This is a genomic window from Phreatobacter aquaticus, assembly GCF_005160265.1.
Classification (GTDB): domain Bacteria; phylum Pseudomonadota; class Alphaproteobacteria; order Rhizobiales; family Phreatobacteraceae; genus Phreatobacter; species Phreatobacter aquaticus.
The window spans coordinates 1,164,931-1,180,856 of sequence record NZ_CP039865.1; the positions used below are offsets into that span (position 1 = coordinate 1,164,931).

Below are 15,926 nucleotides of genomic sequence, written 5' to 3' on the forward strand. Positions count from 1 at the left end.
GCCTGTTCAAGTCAAGCGCACGGCCTTGGACCGTCAACCCTTGCGGCTGAGCTTGAACACCGCCTGTTCGCCGAACAGGTTCCAGAACCACCAGGGCGCATTGACCCGCACTTCGCGGCCCCAGCCGTCGAGCGCCGCCGAGCGCTCGATCTCGGCATCCAGTTCGCGCACGAGATCGACGAAGTCGCGCAGCGTGCAGAAATGGATGTTCGGCGTATCGTACCAGGAATAGGGCAGATTCTCGCTGGTCGGCATGCGGCCCCGCAGGATCAGCTGCAGGCGCAGCCGCCAATGGCCGAAATTCGGAAACGACACGATCGCCTGCCGCCCGATGCGCAGCATATGCTCCAGCACGACGCGCGGCTGGCGGGTCGCCTGGATCGTCTGCGACAGGATCACCAGGTCGAAGGCATTGTCGGGATAGAAGGCGAGATCTGTATCGGCATCGCCCTGCACCACGGCGAGGCCGGCCGCCACGCAGTCGTTGACGCCAGCACGCGACAATTCGATGCCACGGCCATCGACGCCCTTCTCGTCGCGAAGCAGCTTCAGGAGCCCGCCGTCGCCGCAACCGACATCCAGCACCTTGGATCCTGGCGTCACCATGCCGGCGACGACCAGATAGTCGGCCCGGATGCTGCCGGGCGTGGCGCTCATCGTCAGGTCATGACTCATGGCTGAGCTCCCGCCGGCAGGCCGCGCGCGCGAGCCGCGGCATCGAGAAAGCCACGGCAGATTGCGAAGAGCTCGGGCTCGTCGAGCAGGAACGCGTCATGGCCCTTGTCGGAGGTGATCTCGGCAAAGGAGACCGAGGCGCCGGATGCATTGAGCGCATGAACCACCTGGCGCGAGCCCGCGGTGGGGAACAGCCAGTCCGACGTAAACGACACCACGCAGAACCGCGTCTTGGTGCCGGAAAAGGCCTTGGCGAGCGAGCCGCCATGCTCCTCGGCTATGTCGAAATAGTCCATCGCGCGGGTCACGTAGAGATAGGAATTGGCGTCGAACCGCTCGACGAAGGCCTCGCCCTGATAGCGGAGATAGCTCTCCACCTGGAAATCGGCATCGAACGAGAAGGTCGGCGCGTCGCGGTCCTGGAACCTGCGGCCGAACTTCCGATGCAGAGCCATGTCGGAGAGATAGGTGATGTGGGCGGCCATGCGCGCCACTGCGAGACCGGCGGACGGTCGTGTGTTCTCGCCCAGATAGCGTCCGCCCCGCCATTGCGGATCGGCCATGATCGCCTGGCGGCCGACCTCATGGAACGCAATGTTCTGCGCAGAATGCCGAGCGGCAGTCGCGATCGGCAAGGCCGAAAACACCATGTCCTTGTACTCGGAAGCCCATTGCAGCACCTGCATGCCGCCCATCGAGCCGCCGATGGCGCAGAACAGGCTCTCGATGCCGAGCCTGCGCACCAGCATCCATTGCGCGCGCACCATGTCCGGAATGGTGATCAGTGGCAGGGTCAGGCCGAAAGGTTCGCCGGTCGCAGGGTCGATGGAGGCCGGCCCCGTCGTGCCCATGCAGCCGCCGAGCACATTCGAACAGATGACGAAATAGCGGTCGGTATCGATCGGCCGTCCCGGCCCGATCATGATCTCCCACCAGCCCGGCTTGCCGGTGACCGGATTGGCGCTCGCCACATGCTGGTCGCCGGTCAACGCGTGGCACACGAGCACGGCATTGGACTTGTCGGCGTTCAACGTGCCGTAGGTCTGATAGCCGATCTGAAAGGGTGAGAGAGCCACGCCCGCATCAAGCATCAATGGCTCATCGGCGCCGAAACGCGCGATCAGACCATCCGGCTCATCGGCCTGGCGGCGCGCGGCATCCTGTACATTGGTGCTCAGGTCGGCACGGGTCATCGACATCCAAGAGCAATCGCGAGAAGAGCGTTTTGAAAGTCAGTCGTTTCGTTCGGTATTCCGAACGCAGCAATTTTGCAAGCCTGCACGGCCGTTTGGAGGATGGCTATTCGTCGTCCTGGCGGAACCGGTGCATCTGCCGCCGGTCAGACTTGGTCGGTCTGCCGCTGCCACGCTCCCGTTCGGCGACCGGCGAAGGCAGCTCCTCGCGCGGCGGCGGCTCGGGCGACAGATCCTCATAGATCAGCTGCGCCTCGCTGAACGGGCCGCGTCGCTCGGCGAGCGACACGATCTTCAGCACCTTGATGCGGCTGTTCAGTCCAATTGTCAGAACATCGCCGATCCGCACCGCCTTGTGGGCCTGGTCGACCTTGATGCCGTTCAGCCGGACTGATCCGTCCTCACACAGTGTCGACGCCGCCGACCGGGTCTTCACCACCCGGGCGACCCAGAGCCATTTGTCGATGCGCAGCTTGGCCGTCTCGGTCAATCGACCCCCTGATCAAGGCTTCTTCTGCATCGCCTCTTTCAGCGCGAGCAGCTTGGCGAAGGGCGAGTTCGGATCAGGCTCGCGCTCCTTGCGAGGCGCGCGCTCCGGCTGAACGATCCGGTTATCGGGACGGGCATCGCGCTGCGGACGATCGCCCTCGGGGCGCGGACCCTTGAAGCCGCCGGCATCCTTGAACTTGGAGAAGTCACGGCGGGGCGGACGGCCACCTTCGGGACGCGGACCTGCCTCGCCATCGCGCGGACGACCACGATGTTGACCGCCAGCGGGCTGACCTTCACGCGGCGGCCTCGCCTCACCGGCAGGACGGGGTTCACCGGGAGCTCGCGGTTCGCCAGACGGCTTGCCGTGACGCGGCCGGAAATCGCGACGCTGGCCCGGTTCACCGCCGGCACCGCGCTCGCCGCCCTTGCGGAAGTCGCGACGCGCCGGACGCTCGCCGTCCATGCGTCCACCCGGACGCCACACCTCAACCATGGCCGGCTCGGCCGGGGCAGCGGCGGCCTCTGCTGGTGCGGTCCCGGCATTGGCCAAGGCAATCTGTTCGACCGGCTCGCCTTCAGCCGCGGTGGCCGCAACCACCTCATCCTCTGCAACGGCCAAGGCGGGAGTTTCAGCGATCTCCTCGACCGCAGCTGCAGGCTCGGTCGGCGCGGCAACCGGCTCGTCCGTCACAACGGGATCGAGGGACACCTCGACAGGGGCCTCTGTCGCCTCGACCGAAGCCTGGGCCTCAGCATCGCCGTCAACTGACTCTGCAAGCACGGGGTCAACCGGCTGGGCAGCTGCATCGGGCGTCGGGCCCACCTCGTCCGTTGCTGGCGCAACAATTGCCACAGGCTTCGGCACGGGCGCCGGACGCTTCTCCATGCGGTAGCCGAGGCCCTTCAGGATGGACGCGAAATCCTCGCCCGAACAGCCGACCAGCGAGGTCATCGAGACCGTCGTGGTGAAGCCGCCGCCCGGAAAATGTCCGGCCGGCTCAGGCGTCGCAGTGCCGGGACGCCAGGCAAGTGCTGGTCGGATGATGTCGGCAAGCCGCTCAAGAATGTCGACGCGCACGGCCCGTGGGCCAAGCGCCCGGAAGCCGACGAACCGGTACAGATCCTTGTCGATCTCCGGATCGACAGCGATCGAGGTCCGGCCCGACGCCGCGAGCGCCGGAAGCTCGGCGAGCCCCTTCGCCTCGAGCATGTCCTGCTTGAGCATGTGCAGCTGCAGCGCCAGGGCGCGCGGCGCCGGCTTGAGCGTTGCCGGCAGATAGATGTGATAGGCACCGAAGCGGACGCCGAGCTTGCGCAGGGCAGCCCGAGCCTCCTGGTCGAGTTGCTTAACGTCTTCGGCGATCTTCTGCCGCTCGATGACGCCGATGGCCTCGGCAAGTTGGAAGGCGACGCCGCGAGCAAGGCCTTGCAGTTCTTCCGACTTCTCCAGCGCCGTCACCGGACCCAGCAGCTTCTCGATCTGGGCATGGACCCAGAGATCGAGGCGCGCCTGAACCTGGTCGCGCGGTGCGCCGGTCAATTGCTCGTCGGCGAGGATGCGAATCCGCGGGCTGAGCACCTTGTCGCCCGCCGCGAGCTTGGCCACCGCCTCACCATGCCAGCGGATCGTCCCGTCATTCGACAGGATGAACGCCTCGTCGCCCGAGCCCGAAAGCTTCTCGGCACGGCTGTCGATCTCGCTCGCCAGCGCTTTGGAAGCGGCAGCGCGCAGAGCCTTGCCGGCTTCCCCGTCGCCGGCCGCCGGGTCTGGCGCGAAGCGGAAGCCCTCGAGGCGTCCGACGTGCTGACCTTCGACGGTGACGTCGCCAGTCCTGGTGATCTCGGCTTCGAGCATGGTGTTTTCCCTAAGGCGCCGCATCAGCACGCTCGTCCTGCGATCGACAAAGCGTTGCGTCAAGCGTTCGTGAAGTGCATCGGATAATTTGTCTTCCACCCGGCGGGTCTCCGCCTGCCAGTGGACAGGGTCGTCGACCCAGTCTGGCCGGTTGGCCGCGAAGGTCCAAGTTCGGATATGAGCGATGCGGTTGGAAAGCGTATCGATGTCGCCATCGGTCCGATCCGCGAAGGCCACCTGCGAGGCGAGCCAATCCGAGGGAATGCGACCGGAACGACCGGTCAGATAGCCAAAAATGGTCACAACCAGGTCTGCATGGCTCGCCAGCGAGATGTTCCGGTAGTCCGGCATCAGGCAGGCATCCCACAATTGTGCGACCGCCGCCCGCCCAACGGCCCGGGTCCGCACCTCCTCATCGCGCAGCGCCAGGTCCAGAACACGCTGGTCTTCGGCGATCGGCGAACGGGTGAGTCCCGCCTCGTTCGGCAGGAGATCGAGGCTTTCGCGCAAGCGATCGACACTTGCGAAATCCAGATGGGTGTTGCGCCATTGCAGCACTTTCACGCCATCGAAGGAATGCGCCTCCAGCGCGTGGACGAGTTCATCCTCCAGCGGCGGACAGCGTCCGGTCGTGCCGAATGTGCCATCGCGGTTGGAGCGCCCGGCCCGGCCGGCAATCTGGGCAAACTCGACCGGGTTCAGGCGCCGGAACTGATAGCCGTCAAACTTGCGATCGCCGGCAAAGGCGACATGCTCGACATCGAGATTGAGGCCCATGCCGATGGCATCGGTCGCAATCAGATAATCGACGTCGCCGGACTGGAAGATTTCAACCTGGGCATTGCGGGTGCGTGGGCTGAGGGAACCAAGCACGACGGCAGCACCGCCGCGTTGACGCCGGATCAGCTCGGCGATCGCATAGACCTCGTCGGCCGAGAAGGCGACGATCGCCGAACGCCGGGGCAACCGGGTCAGCTTCTTCTCCCCGGCGAACAGGAGGTTCGAGAAACGCGGCCGGGTGACGATATTGGCGCCGGGGATCAGCTTCTCGATCAGGCCGCGCATGGTGGCGGCACCCAGCAGCATGGTTTCGTCGCGGCCGCGACGGTTGAGGATGCGGTCGGTGAAGACATGACCGCGCTCCAGATCGGAAGCGATCTGAATCTCGTCGATCGCCATGAACGAAACATCGAGATCGAGCGGCATGGCCTCGACAGTCGAGACCCAGTAGCGCGCTCCCTGCGGCTTGATCTTCTCTTCGCCAGTGATCAGCGCCACGGCGCCAACGCCCGCCCGTGCCACCAGCTTGGAATAGACCTCGCGGGCGAGCAGGCGCAGGGGGAGACCGATGAGGCCCGAGGGATGGGCCAGCATCCGCTCGATGGCGAGCGTGGTCTTGCCCGTATTAGTCGGGCCCAGCACTGCGGTGACCCCACGCCCGCGGAGGGCGGGGGGCAATGGCGGAAAGGAGAGCGTCATTCGGTAAGACCTGTACCACGCCGGCACCACAGGTGGGTGACAATTCGGCACCGGCGGATGCCGGCATTCATCCTGCGAACGGGAGGGGAACGAATCGGGCCCGAATCGCTGACTCTGCGTGAGTCCCGATTCGTTCACGTCTAGATGTGGTGGTGGAGAGTCCTGGCACCCACAGACGGAGTCTTGTCGCGGGGCTTACCGAGTCCGGAAGGCGTCGCGAGACAGTCATTATCGTCAATCAATAGTTAACACTGGCACCTGAGACGATTGGCGTCATGGCTGACCATCCCGCTAGACTCACGGCCCCGGGCACAAGACTCCGGGCGAGCGCAGGGAAGCGTCCGAAAACCATGTCAGGTTCACTGTCACGAGCGGCGCGCAAGCCCGCCGACGGTCTCCAGGATGTGTCGCACCTCGGCGAGCCCGAACGGCTTTTCCATCATGGGAATCTGGCCATTGTCGGCCTTGCGCTGAATGGCACCCGGCCCCTCCACCGCATCGCCGGTCATGATCACCACCCGGTTGGCGAGCGCCGGATTGATCGCCACCAGACGGTCGCGGAACCTCAGACCATCGGTGCCGGGCATCCGCAGGTCGACGAAGGCCAGATCGGCGGCCATCACCGCCGCCTGGTCCAGCGTCTCGGCGGAATGCTGGATCGGCACCACGTCATGGCCGAGCAGCTCCAGCATTTCCGCGAGACTGTCGCGCACATCGGTCTCGTCATCGATCACCAGAATTGAAAGTGCCGGCGATGCGACGATTCCCGCGGCGACCGCTCTGCCCTCTTGTGTCTCTGCCGGCAGCCGGACTGTGAACCGCGCGCCACCCTGGTCGCTTCGACCCAACGTGATGGTGCCTCCGTGGGATTCCACGACGGTGCGGCAGATCGACAGGCCGATACCCGTACCGACGCCTGCCGGCTTGGTGGTGAAATAGGGCTCGAAAATGCGCTCGGCGAGCGCATCGGGAACGCCCGCGCCATTGTCCGAAATCTCGATGATGGCGAAGCCCGGCTCCGTCCGCGTGGTGAGGCCGATCCGGCGTGGCTCGGGCCTGTCGGTCAAGGCATGCTGGGCATTGATGATGAGATTGGCGATCACCTGACCAAGGAAATCGTGGTCGGCCATGATCTTCGGCAGAGCGGGATCGAGTACCTGATCGACGGTGATGCCATGGGTGCGCAGGCCGTAGCCAAGCATGTCCACGCTCGCCTTGACGAGATCGTTGAGGTCGGTGGGCTCTCGCTTTTCCGGTCGCTGGCGCGCCATGGCAAGGAAGCTCTTCACGATCCGACCAGACCGTTCGGCCGCCGCATGGATGCGCTCCGCCCGCCGCTTGATCTCGGGGCTCGGGGCGGTTTCGACCAGCAAGGTCGACTGGGCAACCAGGATTGCCAGCGGGTTATTCAACTCGTGGGCGACGCCGGCGAGCAGCGACCCCATGGCCGAGAGCTTCTCCGCCTGGTGAAGCCTGTCGCGTTGGGCGGCAAGCAGGGCCTCAGCATGGCGCGCGGCGGTGAGATCGCGCAGATGCGCGGTGAATACTCGGCGCAGGGGTAGCCGGATCTCGGAAATGGTCATCTCGACCGGCAGGACGGAGCCGTCGCGGCGCAGGGCATCGACCTGGATGCGTTTGTCCAGCACTCGGCTGATGCCGGAGGCCTTGTAGCGGGCCATGCCGGCCGCATGGGCGCCGCGCGACGACTCCGGTACAATGAGTTCGGCGATCGACCGCCCGATGGCCTCTTGCCGCGAATAGCCGAAGGTCTCCACCGCCGCCGGGTTCAGATCCTCAAGCAAACCTTCCTCGTCGACCACGACGATCGGATCGAGGGAGGTCGCAAGGATCGCGCTGGAAACAGCCTCGCGCGCATTCAGTGCCGCGACCTGCTCCTCGAGCGCCTCCTCGCGCAGTTTCAGATCGGTCGTGTCGCGAATGAAGGCGATGTAGCCCACGAGTGCACCGTCATGGGTGATGCAAGGCGAGTAGATCTGCTCGACAAAGCGCCGGAGCCCGTTCGGATAAACCGCCCAGTCGCTCCATTGCACGGCACGGCCGGCTTTCAGCTCATCAACCAGCGGCGCGGCGCGATCGGCGATCACATCGCCGACAATCTCGCGATAGGACCGTCCGACAATGTCCTCCAGCCGGTAGCCGAGCAGATCGAGCGCCTGCCGGTTGGCATAGACATAGCGGTGGTCGGCATCCTGGGCCGTCACGCGCGCCGGGATGGCATCGAACAGGCGCGCCAGGATGGCCGGATCCAGCCGGCCGGCAGGCGCCAGCACCTTGTCGTCGAACATGTCCGCGAAAAGCGGGCCGGCGCTGCTGGCTTCCGCCATCCTCAGGCCCCGTTTGGCACGAAGACATAGCCTTCGCCACGCACGGTCTTGATGAAGCGGGGATGCTCCGCGTCCGGCTCGATCTTCTTGCGCAACCGGGTCACCCGGATGTCGATAGAGCGATCGCTTTCATCGGCACTGCGGCCATGGGCGAACTCCTGCAACTGTCCGCGCGACAAAACGCGATTCGGCCGTGTCGCCAGGGCTTGCAGCAGGTCGAACTCCATAGCTGTGAGATCGATCGGCGCGCCAGCCGCGTCAACCAGACGCCGCGCGTCGAGGTCGAGCGTCAGTGTGCCGAACTTCAGGCTCCTGCCCTCCTGAAGCACCGCCTGTGGGGCCGTTGCCTGACCATTGGCCGGTGCCGCCTTGACCCGCCGGAGCACGCTCTTGATGCGGGCAAGCAGTTCGCGAAGTTCATAAGGCTTCACCAGATAATCGTCCGCGCCGATCTCCAGACCGACGATGCGATCGATCGGCCGGCCGGCCGCCGTCGCCATGATGATCCCGGTCTGGCGTGTCTTGCGGATGAAGCGCGCGAGCGAGAGGCCGTCCTCTCCGGGCATGGCGATGTCGAGGATTGCGACATCGATGGCCTTGCCAACCGACTCCTCGCGGAAGACCTGGGCATTGCGGTAGGACAGAACGTCGAAACCCTGGAGTTCCAGATATTCCGCGACCGCCTCACGCAGGTGTTCTTCGTCATCAACGATCGCGACCGTCGTCTTCATGCGTTCTGCCCTTGCCTCTTCGCGGACAATGATGACATTGCCCTTGGCTGCACACTAGGATGAATCATCGCGACAGCTTCTGACGGTCGCGAATGCATTGGGAAGGCTGTCACATGGCGCGACGCGGCCGCATCGCGGTGCTGGACGACGAACCCGATTGGGTTGACGCCGTCGAGGAATACCTGGTCGATCTTGGCTACGACGTGGACCGGCTGGCGGCCGCCTGGGAACTTGAGCCCTATCTCGCCCGCGAAAAGCCCGACCTGATCATTCTCGATCTCGGCCTGCCTGGCGAAAGCGGGATCGACATCCTGATCCGCACCGATCTCGCCAGCGACGTCGCGGTCCTGGTTCTGACCGGCAATCCCGACCCCGTTGACCGTGTCCTGGGCCTCGAGCTCGGCGCCGACGACTACGTCCAGAAACCGGTAGAGCTGCGCGAATTGGCCGCCCGCGTGGCTGGCATCCTGCAACGCCGGCTCGGGCGGCGTCGCAACCTCGTGGTGTTCGAGAGCTCGTCGGTCGATCTCGTCGCCGCCCGCGTCCTGAAGGCTGACGGTTCCACTGAACGCCTGTCGGCCGGCGAGGTCGCGCTGATCCGAGCTTTTGCCGACAATCCCGGCAAGGTGCTGACGCGCGAGGAAATCATGGAAAAGGCGCCGGCCGAGGACGAGGAAGCCTTCGACCGCGCGATCGATTCGCGCATTGCCCGGCTTCGCCGCAAGCTCGACACCGAAGCCATCCGCACGGTGCGCGGCCATGGCTATGTCTTCGACCTGCCCGCCCATGCCGGCGAGCCAACACAATCGCCCGCCGGGAACGGCTGAATCGGCCCGCATTCGGGCGTCATCGGGGGCGGTGGCGGCGATTGCGATCATGGATACCTGCTTCGGTTGGCCGGACATTGGACAGCGCACCTGCGCGCGCTGATGTCGCCGCATTGATCCTGTTGTTTCAGCAAGCGATCGTCGCCCGGTAGGCGGAAACGTTGGAAACGGGCGGGCGACGCGGTCGGCATCGGGTTGAAGGCGAACGAGACGACAAAGGGAGCCATCCTCAGTCCCGAAAAGGTTCGCCATGACACCCGCCCAGATCGCCGTTGTCCGCCAGCAGTTCGGCATGATCGCGCCGCAGAAGGACGTCTTCGCGGCCTTGTTTTACGACAAGCTGTTCGATTCCGATCCGATGCTGCGGCCGATGTTTCCTGCCGACATGCGCCCTCAGCGGGCCAAGCTCATTCAGGCACTTGCCCACGTCATCCTGTCGCTCGACAATCTCGGGGCGGTTCTGGACGATGTGCGGTCTCTTGGCATGCGCCATGCGGCCTACGGGGTCGAAGCCAACCATTATGCGCTGGTGGGCGAAACGTTGCTGGCGGCCCTCGCTGAAACACTTGGTGCGCGGTTCGATGCCAAAGCGGAAGCCGCCTGGGCGCTGGCCTACGGCATCGTCTCGGATGCCATGATCGAAGCGGCGGCGGACTTGCAGTCACGGCAGGCAGCCGAGTGAAATCGATCATCAACCCTTGGGGCTGAGCCGGGCCGCCAGGTCGTTGGTCGCGACCTTGGCCAAGACGCCCTTGACGTCCTCGAAGGTGAAGGGTTTCTCCAGCACTACCACCGCGCTGCCCTGTGCCTTGGCAAGCCGGTCCGGCCCGGCCACGGTGTCGCCGGTGACAATGATCGTGCGGTCAGCAAGCGCAGGATCAATAGCGTGGATCCGGTCCCGGAAATCGATGCCATCAAGGCCGGGCATGCGCAGATCGGCAAACACAATGTCGAACACGCCGGAGCCGATCCGTTCCAGGGCGAGGTTCGAGCGGTCAACAATGATCGCCTGATGACCCAGCCCCTCGACGATTTCCGCGAGGCTCTGCGCCACATCCACCTCGTCGTCGACGATCAGCACCGACAGGCCCGGCCGGCCTTCCGCCACCGCCGCAGCGACTGCCTGCTCCATCGCCCCTTCCGATTTGGGCAGGGAAATGTCGAACCGCGCGCCGCCCTCGGGCTGGTTGGTCAGCGCGATCGTGCCGCCGTGTGCCTCGACCACGTTGCGGCAGATCGAAAGCCCGATGCCGGTCCCGACACCGGCAGGCTTGGTGGTGAAATAGGGGTCGAAGATACGCCGCACCAGATCGGGCGGGACACCGGGACCATTGTCGCTGACAACGATCGCGATACGGTCGCCGGCCTCGCGCGTCTCGACTCGGACGATCCGCGGCGCCGATCGATCCATCAGCGCCTGCTGGGCGTTGATCACCAGGTTGGCGAGAACCTGGGTCAACAGGTCGCGGTCGCCCGTGAGGGTCGGCAATCCCTCGCCAAGCTTCAGCTCGACCGCGATGTCGGAGCTGCGCAGTCCATAGCCGACCATGTCGAGCGCGCCGGTGACCACCTGGTTAATGTCCACCGGACTGCGTTGCGGCGGCTTCTGTCGGGCCATGGCCAGGAAGCTCTTGACGATGCGACCGCAGCGCTCGGCGGCTGCATGAATGCGCTCGCCGCGGCGCCTTACGTCGTCGGCCTGGGCCTTCTCGACCAGCAGCGACGACTGGGCAATGACAATGGCGAGTGGATTGTTGAGCTCATGCGCAACGCCCGCAAGGAGCGAACCCAGGGCGGAAAGCTTCTCGACCTGGTGCAGGCGCTCGCGGCTCGCTTGCGCCTCGTCCGCCATGCGATGGGCTTCGGTGAGATCGCGGACATGGGCCATGAACAGGCGGAAACCGCCCGATCGCACCGTGTTGACCGAGTATTCGACCGGGAACGCCGAGCCGTCCTTGCGGCGCGCAAGAGTTTCAAAACGCCGGGCCATCGACCCGACATCCACTTTCGCCTTGTAACGCTCCATCGTGTCGACCTGCATCTGACGCAGGTCGTGCGGCACGACGAGATCCCAGGATTTCTGGCCAACGGCCTCCTCGCGAGAGTAGCCGAACATGGCCTCGGCGGCCGGGTTGAACTCGACCACCTGCCAGTCCTCGTCCGAGACGATGATCGCGTCGAGCGATGACTGCACCACGGCTTTGTTCAGCGCTTCGCTGCGGGCGAGTGCGTCGATGTTCCTGGCCAATTCCTGCTCGCCGATCTTCAACTCGGTGAGGTCACGCGTGAAGGTCAGGAACCCAACCTCGATCTCACCGATCGGCACATAGGGAATAAGCGAAACCTGCAGGTAGCGCCCGCCCTTCTCGACAAAATCGATCCAGCCCTCCCAGCGCATGACCTCGCCGGAGCGCACCCGGTCGCCCATCGCGACATATTGGGCAACAACCTTCGGCCCCAGGATTTCCTCGACCGTGTGCCCGATCACCTCCTCAGCCGTCTTGCCGACGAATTCGAGGAACTCGCGGTTGGCGTCGCGATAGATCAGCAGATGATCGACGTAGACGGTGCGCAGCGGAATTCCGTCGATCATCGCGCGCAGTTGGTGGATGCGCTGGCTTTGTTCATCGACAGCGGAGGCAACCTGCCGGCGAAGCGACAGCCAGGGTTGGGGGACGTTGGGCACCGCTCCGGCATGGCCGCCGCGCGCCTCTGCACCGAAGCGGGCGATCGCAACCGCGGGCGCGACGAACTGGCGCCAGATCAACACGGCAAGGACCGTGAACGTCGCGACGATGCCGGCAACGAGGACGATATGCTCGACCAAATGCTCGCGCGCCTGCGCCGTGACCTCCGCACGGCCATAGGTCGCCCAGGCGAGATAAAGAACCAGACAGAGCAGGGGCAGACCGCACAGGGTCAGGAGCCCGGCAAAACGCCGGGACAGGTCGGAGCCGCTCTGGGGCGCGGGATCGTTGCGCGCTCCGAACTCAGCCATGGGTCTCGCCTCCAGGCGCCGCGACGGGCGCCAGACAAGCTCGCGAGCCGCCGGACCCCTTCTGGCCAATGTCGCAAGAGTGGGTCGGCAGGGCCTATGTCGTCAAGAATGTCTGAGGCGGGGTCAGGGTGTGTCGATCGTCTCGAACATGCGCCCGACACGTGTCAGGCTTTCGGTCGTGCGCTGCATCTTCTGGTGGAACTCGGCATGAACCCGGCGAGCGGCAGCCGGAAATTCAGCCAACACGCGCCGGAACAGCATGCGCGGAATGCGCATCACAGTCGATGGCTCGCGCGCTATTGCGGTGGCAGGCCGCAATGTTGCGACGATCAATGCGATCTCGCCGAGCAGGGCGCCAGGACCGACGGCACGATCGCCGAGGCCACCGGAATTGCTGAGGATGAAGCCACCCTCGACCACGACAAAGCCGGAATCCGCCGCCTGGCCTTCACGGAACAGAATGTCCCCGCTGCCGAGCATGCGCGTTTCCGCCGAGAAGGCCAGCAGGCGCAGCGGGTCCTGCCCGAGCGAAGCAAAGAGCGGAACGTGCTCGAGCAGCGTGATGTCGTCGTCAAGGGCCATAAGGTCCGGGTGACCCGATCAGGGTACGAGCTTGTAGCCGCCGCCTTCGGTGACCAACAGGGAAGCGTTGCCCGGATCTTTCTCGATCTTCTGGCGCAGCCGATAGATATGAGTTTCCAGGGTATGCGTCGTGACGCCGGAATTGTAGCCCCAGACCTCGGAGAGCAGCACGTCGCGCGACACAGGCTTGATCCCCTGGCGATAAAGATAGCGCAGAATCGCGGTCTCCTTCTCGGTCAGACGGATCTTGCTGTTCTTCTCGGTGATGAGAAGCTTGGAGGAGGGACGGAAGCTGTAGGCGCCGATCTGAAACACGGCGTCTTCGCTGGCCTCGTGTTGGCGCAACTGCGCACGGATACGAGCGAGCAGCACAGCGAAGCGAAACGGCTTCACCACATAATCATTGGCCCCGGCTTCGAGGCCGAGAATCGTGTCCGAATCCGTATCGTGGCCGGTCAGCATGATGATCGGCGAGGCGAAGCCGCCTTTGCGCATGATCTTGACGGCCTCTCGACCATCCATGTCGGGCAGGCCGACGTCCATGATCAGAAGATCGAAATGGTCGCCCTTGACGGTCTGCATCGCCTTGGCGGCAGAATCGACGCTGTCGACCTGAAACTCCTCGTGGATAGCCAATTGCTCTGTCAACGCGTCGCGGATGTCGGCATCGTCGTCGCAGAGAAGAATTTTCCGCACCTGGCTCATCGAATCACCCAGAAAAGAGGGGGCGCACCGCAACTGCGGTGCGTTGGACTAGGACATAGAACGACACTACGCGCAAACCGGGTCGCGCGTTACGAACCGCAAAATTCCCGTGTTCATATGGATGTCGGATTGATGAACGGCCAGCGCGTGCGACAGATTTTCGTCCACTCCCTGCCGGGGCGCCCGACGCGCGGCATGCTGCATGTCGGCCTCGTTGCCTTTCCCTGTGCCCTCGGGCGCTCGGGAATTCGGACCATCAAACGCGAGGGTGACGGAGCAACGCCCCGTGCTCGATTGCCACTGAGGCGCGTGTTTTTCCGCAAGGATCGGCTCCAGCGGCCGGCCAGTCTGCAAACGATCCGCGCCATCCGCCCGACAGATGCCTGGTGCGATGACGCCCGGGACCGGCGCTACAACCGGTTGATCGCAAGGCCTCCGGGCACGGCGGAGGAGTGCCTCATCCGCGACGATCATCTCTACAATGTGATCGTAGAGCTCGGCTGGAACGACCAGCCGGTTCGGCGCCATCACGGCAGTGCAATCTTTTGGCATGGCGCGCGGGACGGATTGACGCCGACGGCCGGTTGCGTTGCGATCCCGATCAGCGTCTTCGCGAAAATCCTGCCGAGGCTGGCGCGCAATGCGGTGATGATCGTGCGCTAGGCGTCCGGTCGAGGCCTATTCGCTAACGATCTTGACCAATTCGCCTCCCCGCGGCTGCTCCTCGGGTCCGAGGCCGTTGAGGACTCGGAAGCGCTCCTGAGCCCGGTCGGCCACCTGCATCCGCCGCGCAAAGGTATCGACCGTGTCGCCCTCGCCTGCCCGGACCAGCCGGATTCGGAGCGGCTTGACCGCGGCTTCCGTACTCGACAGCCGGCGGAAACTTTCCATCGAACCGCGAAACATGGCGTCCACTTCGGCGTTGAGGTCCTTCGCCGCATAGATCAGCCGATAGACCTCGCTCCCGAACCGCACGACGAAGATCCGGAAGGACCAGTCAGCGCCCCGCGCGATGGCGGTGGCCGCCTGGAAGCCGTTGACGGTCACGCTCTCGACCGACTGTTCCGCAAGACCATCGATCCAGCCGGAGGTGAGATAGCCTGTGAGGCTCTGGTTCGCCGCCACCCTGACCACGTCAAGGCGGATCGCCATGTCGTTCGGGCCGAGGCCGGTCACCGCCGAGCGGGAGTTTTCCAGCGTGAAGCCTTCCGGCGCCGTCACCATGAAGCCAAGACGCGGATGGATGAACGAGCGCCCGCGTACCACGCCCTGGCGCGGATCCTCGCCATAGGTGATGCCGTCGAGTGCCCGCAGATAGCGTTCGCGTTCGCGCGGCGCGCCGTCCGGCGCGGAGAACTGGCGAGCCGCGAGGACAGCCTGGCGAATGCGCTCGGGCGTCGAGGGGTGAGATGCGAGAAAGTCGGGGCCTCCGCCAGCCTGCTGCATGGGTGTGCGAAGGGCTGCATTGCGTTCCATCGACTGGAGAAAACGCGACGCGCCGTAGGGATCGAAGCCGGCCTTGTTCAAGAGCGCGACGCCGAGCGCATCGGCTTCAAGCTCCTGGGTGCGCGAAAAGCTCGCCAGCGAGATCCGAGCTGCCTCGCGGCGCTGCTCGGCACCGGCAAGGTCATTGAGCAGCCTCGCCCGCATCACAGCGACCAGTTCGCTGGTCCGCACCTGGTCCTCGCGCTGGTTGGCATGGCGGGCCGAGACATGCCCCATCTCGTGGCCGAGAACGGCGGCAAACTCCGAGACGTCATTGATCAGTCCCAGCATGCCGCGGGTGATGTAGAGATGGCCGGACGGCAGGGCAAAGGCGTTGATCGACGGCGAATTGAGCACGGTCAGCCGGTAGCGCTGGTCCGGCCTGTCCGACGCGGCACCAAGCTTGTCGAGGACCTCGGTTGCCAGACGGTCGATCGCAGTTGCCTCGTACTCGCCGCCAAAGGCCGCAAGAATTCTGGCGTGGTCGCGTGTGGTCAGCGGCGGCAGTCGCGATTCAGTCGGGGCTGGCTCGGGCAACGGCACAGGCTCGGGCACCGTC

General features: G+C 64.9%; 13 protein-coding genes. 3 read left to right on the plus strand and 10 right to left on the minus strand.

What is annotated here, in order from left to right; translation table 11 throughout:
* Window positions 1–33: 33 nt before the first annotated feature.
* From metW to E8L99_RS05415, 6 genes are all read right to left on the minus strand, one after another.
* Window positions 34–675: a methionine biosynthesis protein MetW gene (gene metW / locus E8L99_RS05390; RefSeq protein ID WP_137098587.1), complete on the minus strand. Its 642-nt coding sequence runs from the start codon at window positions 673–675 to the stop codon at window positions 34–36.
* Window positions 672–1,874 carry a homoserine O-acetyltransferase MetX gene (gene metX / locus E8L99_RS05395; RefSeq protein WP_137098588.1) on the minus strand — a complete coding sequence of 401 codons (1,203 nt, stop codon included), beginning with the start codon at window positions 1,872–1,874 and terminating at the stop codon, window positions 672–674. The genes metW and metX overlap by 4 nt, the downstream gene beginning before the upstream one ends.
* Before the next feature lie 100 nt (window positions 1,875–1,974).
* The gene (locus E8L99_RS05400) at window positions 1,975–2,358 is read right to left on the minus strand and encodes an RNA-binding S4 domain-containing protein (RefSeq protein ID WP_137098589.1); all 384 of its coding nucleotides are present in this window, start codon (window positions 2,356–2,358) and stop codon (window positions 1,975–1,977) included.
* 12 nt (window positions 2,359–2,370) lie between these two features.
* A complete protein-coding gene (locus E8L99_RS05405) occupies window positions 2,371–5,694 on the minus strand; it encodes a helicase-related protein (RefSeq protein WP_137098590.1) in 3,324 nt (1,107 codons plus the stop codon).
* A gap of 365 nt (window positions 5,695–6,059) precedes the next feature.
* Window positions 6,060–8,039, minus strand: coding sequence for a PAS domain S-box protein (locus tag E8L99_RS05410; protein ID WP_137098591.1), 1,980 nt, complete (start codon window positions 8,037–8,039; stop codon window positions 6,060–6,062).
* Window positions 8,040–8,041: 2 nt separating this feature from the next.
* Window positions 8,042–8,770 carry a response regulator gene (locus E8L99_RS05415; protein ID WP_137098592.1) on the minus strand — a complete coding sequence of 243 codons (729 nt, stop codon included), beginning with the start codon at window positions 8,768–8,770 and terminating at the stop codon, window positions 8,042–8,044.
* Window positions 8,771–8,883: 113 nt separating this feature from the next.
* Between E8L99_RS05415 and E8L99_RS05420 the strand changes: the two genes are divergently transcribed.
* Window positions 8,884–9,597 (plus strand): response regulator transcription factor, encoded by a 714-nt coding sequence (locus E8L99_RS05420; protein WP_137098593.1) that lies wholly within the window; start codon window positions 8,884–8,886, stop codon window positions 9,595–9,597.
* Window positions 9,598–9,847: 250 nt separating this feature from the next.
* Window positions 9,848–10,279, plus strand: a complete 432-nt coding sequence (locus E8L99_RS05425; protein ID WP_137098594.1) for a globin domain-containing protein — start codon at window positions 9,848–9,850, stop codon at window positions 10,277–10,279.
* Between the two features lie 9 nt (window positions 10,280–10,288).
* Here the strand turns inward: E8L99_RS05425 and E8L99_RS05430 are convergent, their stop codons facing one another.
* The 3 genes from E8L99_RS05430 to E8L99_RS05440 form a co-directional block, all read right to left on the minus strand.
* Window positions 10,289–12,595, minus strand: coding sequence for a PAS domain-containing hybrid sensor histidine kinase/response regulator (locus E8L99_RS05430; RefSeq protein WP_137098595.1), 2,307 nt, complete (start codon window positions 12,593–12,595; stop codon window positions 10,289–10,291).
* Window positions 12,596–12,718: 123 nt separating this feature from the next.
* Window positions 12,719–13,177, minus strand: a complete 459-nt coding sequence (locus tag E8L99_RS05435; RefSeq protein ID WP_137098596.1) for a cyclic nucleotide-binding domain-containing protein — start codon at window positions 13,175–13,177, stop codon at window positions 12,719–12,721.
* Window positions 13,178–13,195: 18 nt separating this feature from the next.
* Window positions 13,196–13,882 carry a response regulator transcription factor gene (locus E8L99_RS05440; protein ID WP_137098597.1) on the minus strand — a complete coding sequence of 229 codons (687 nt, stop codon included), beginning with the start codon at window positions 13,880–13,882 and terminating at the stop codon, window positions 13,196–13,198.
* 195 nt (window positions 13,883–14,077) lie between these two features.
* On the opposite strand from E8L99_RS05440, the gene E8L99_RS23960 reads away from it, so the two are divergent.
* Window positions 14,078–14,545: a L,D-transpeptidase family protein gene (locus tag E8L99_RS23960; protein WP_391527484.1), complete on the plus strand. Its 468-nt coding sequence runs from the start codon at window positions 14,078–14,080 to the stop codon at window positions 14,543–14,545.
* 15 nt (window positions 14,546–14,560) lie between these two features.
* Here E8L99_RS23960 and E8L99_RS05450 read toward each other — a convergent pair whose 3' ends face one another.
* On the minus strand, window positions 14,561–15,910 hold the full coding sequence (locus tag E8L99_RS05450) for a M48 family metalloprotease (RefSeq protein ID WP_252511352.1): 1,350 nt from the start codon (window positions 15,908–15,910) through the stop codon (window positions 14,561–14,563).
* Between the last annotated feature and the right edge of the window lie 16 nt (window positions 15,911–15,926).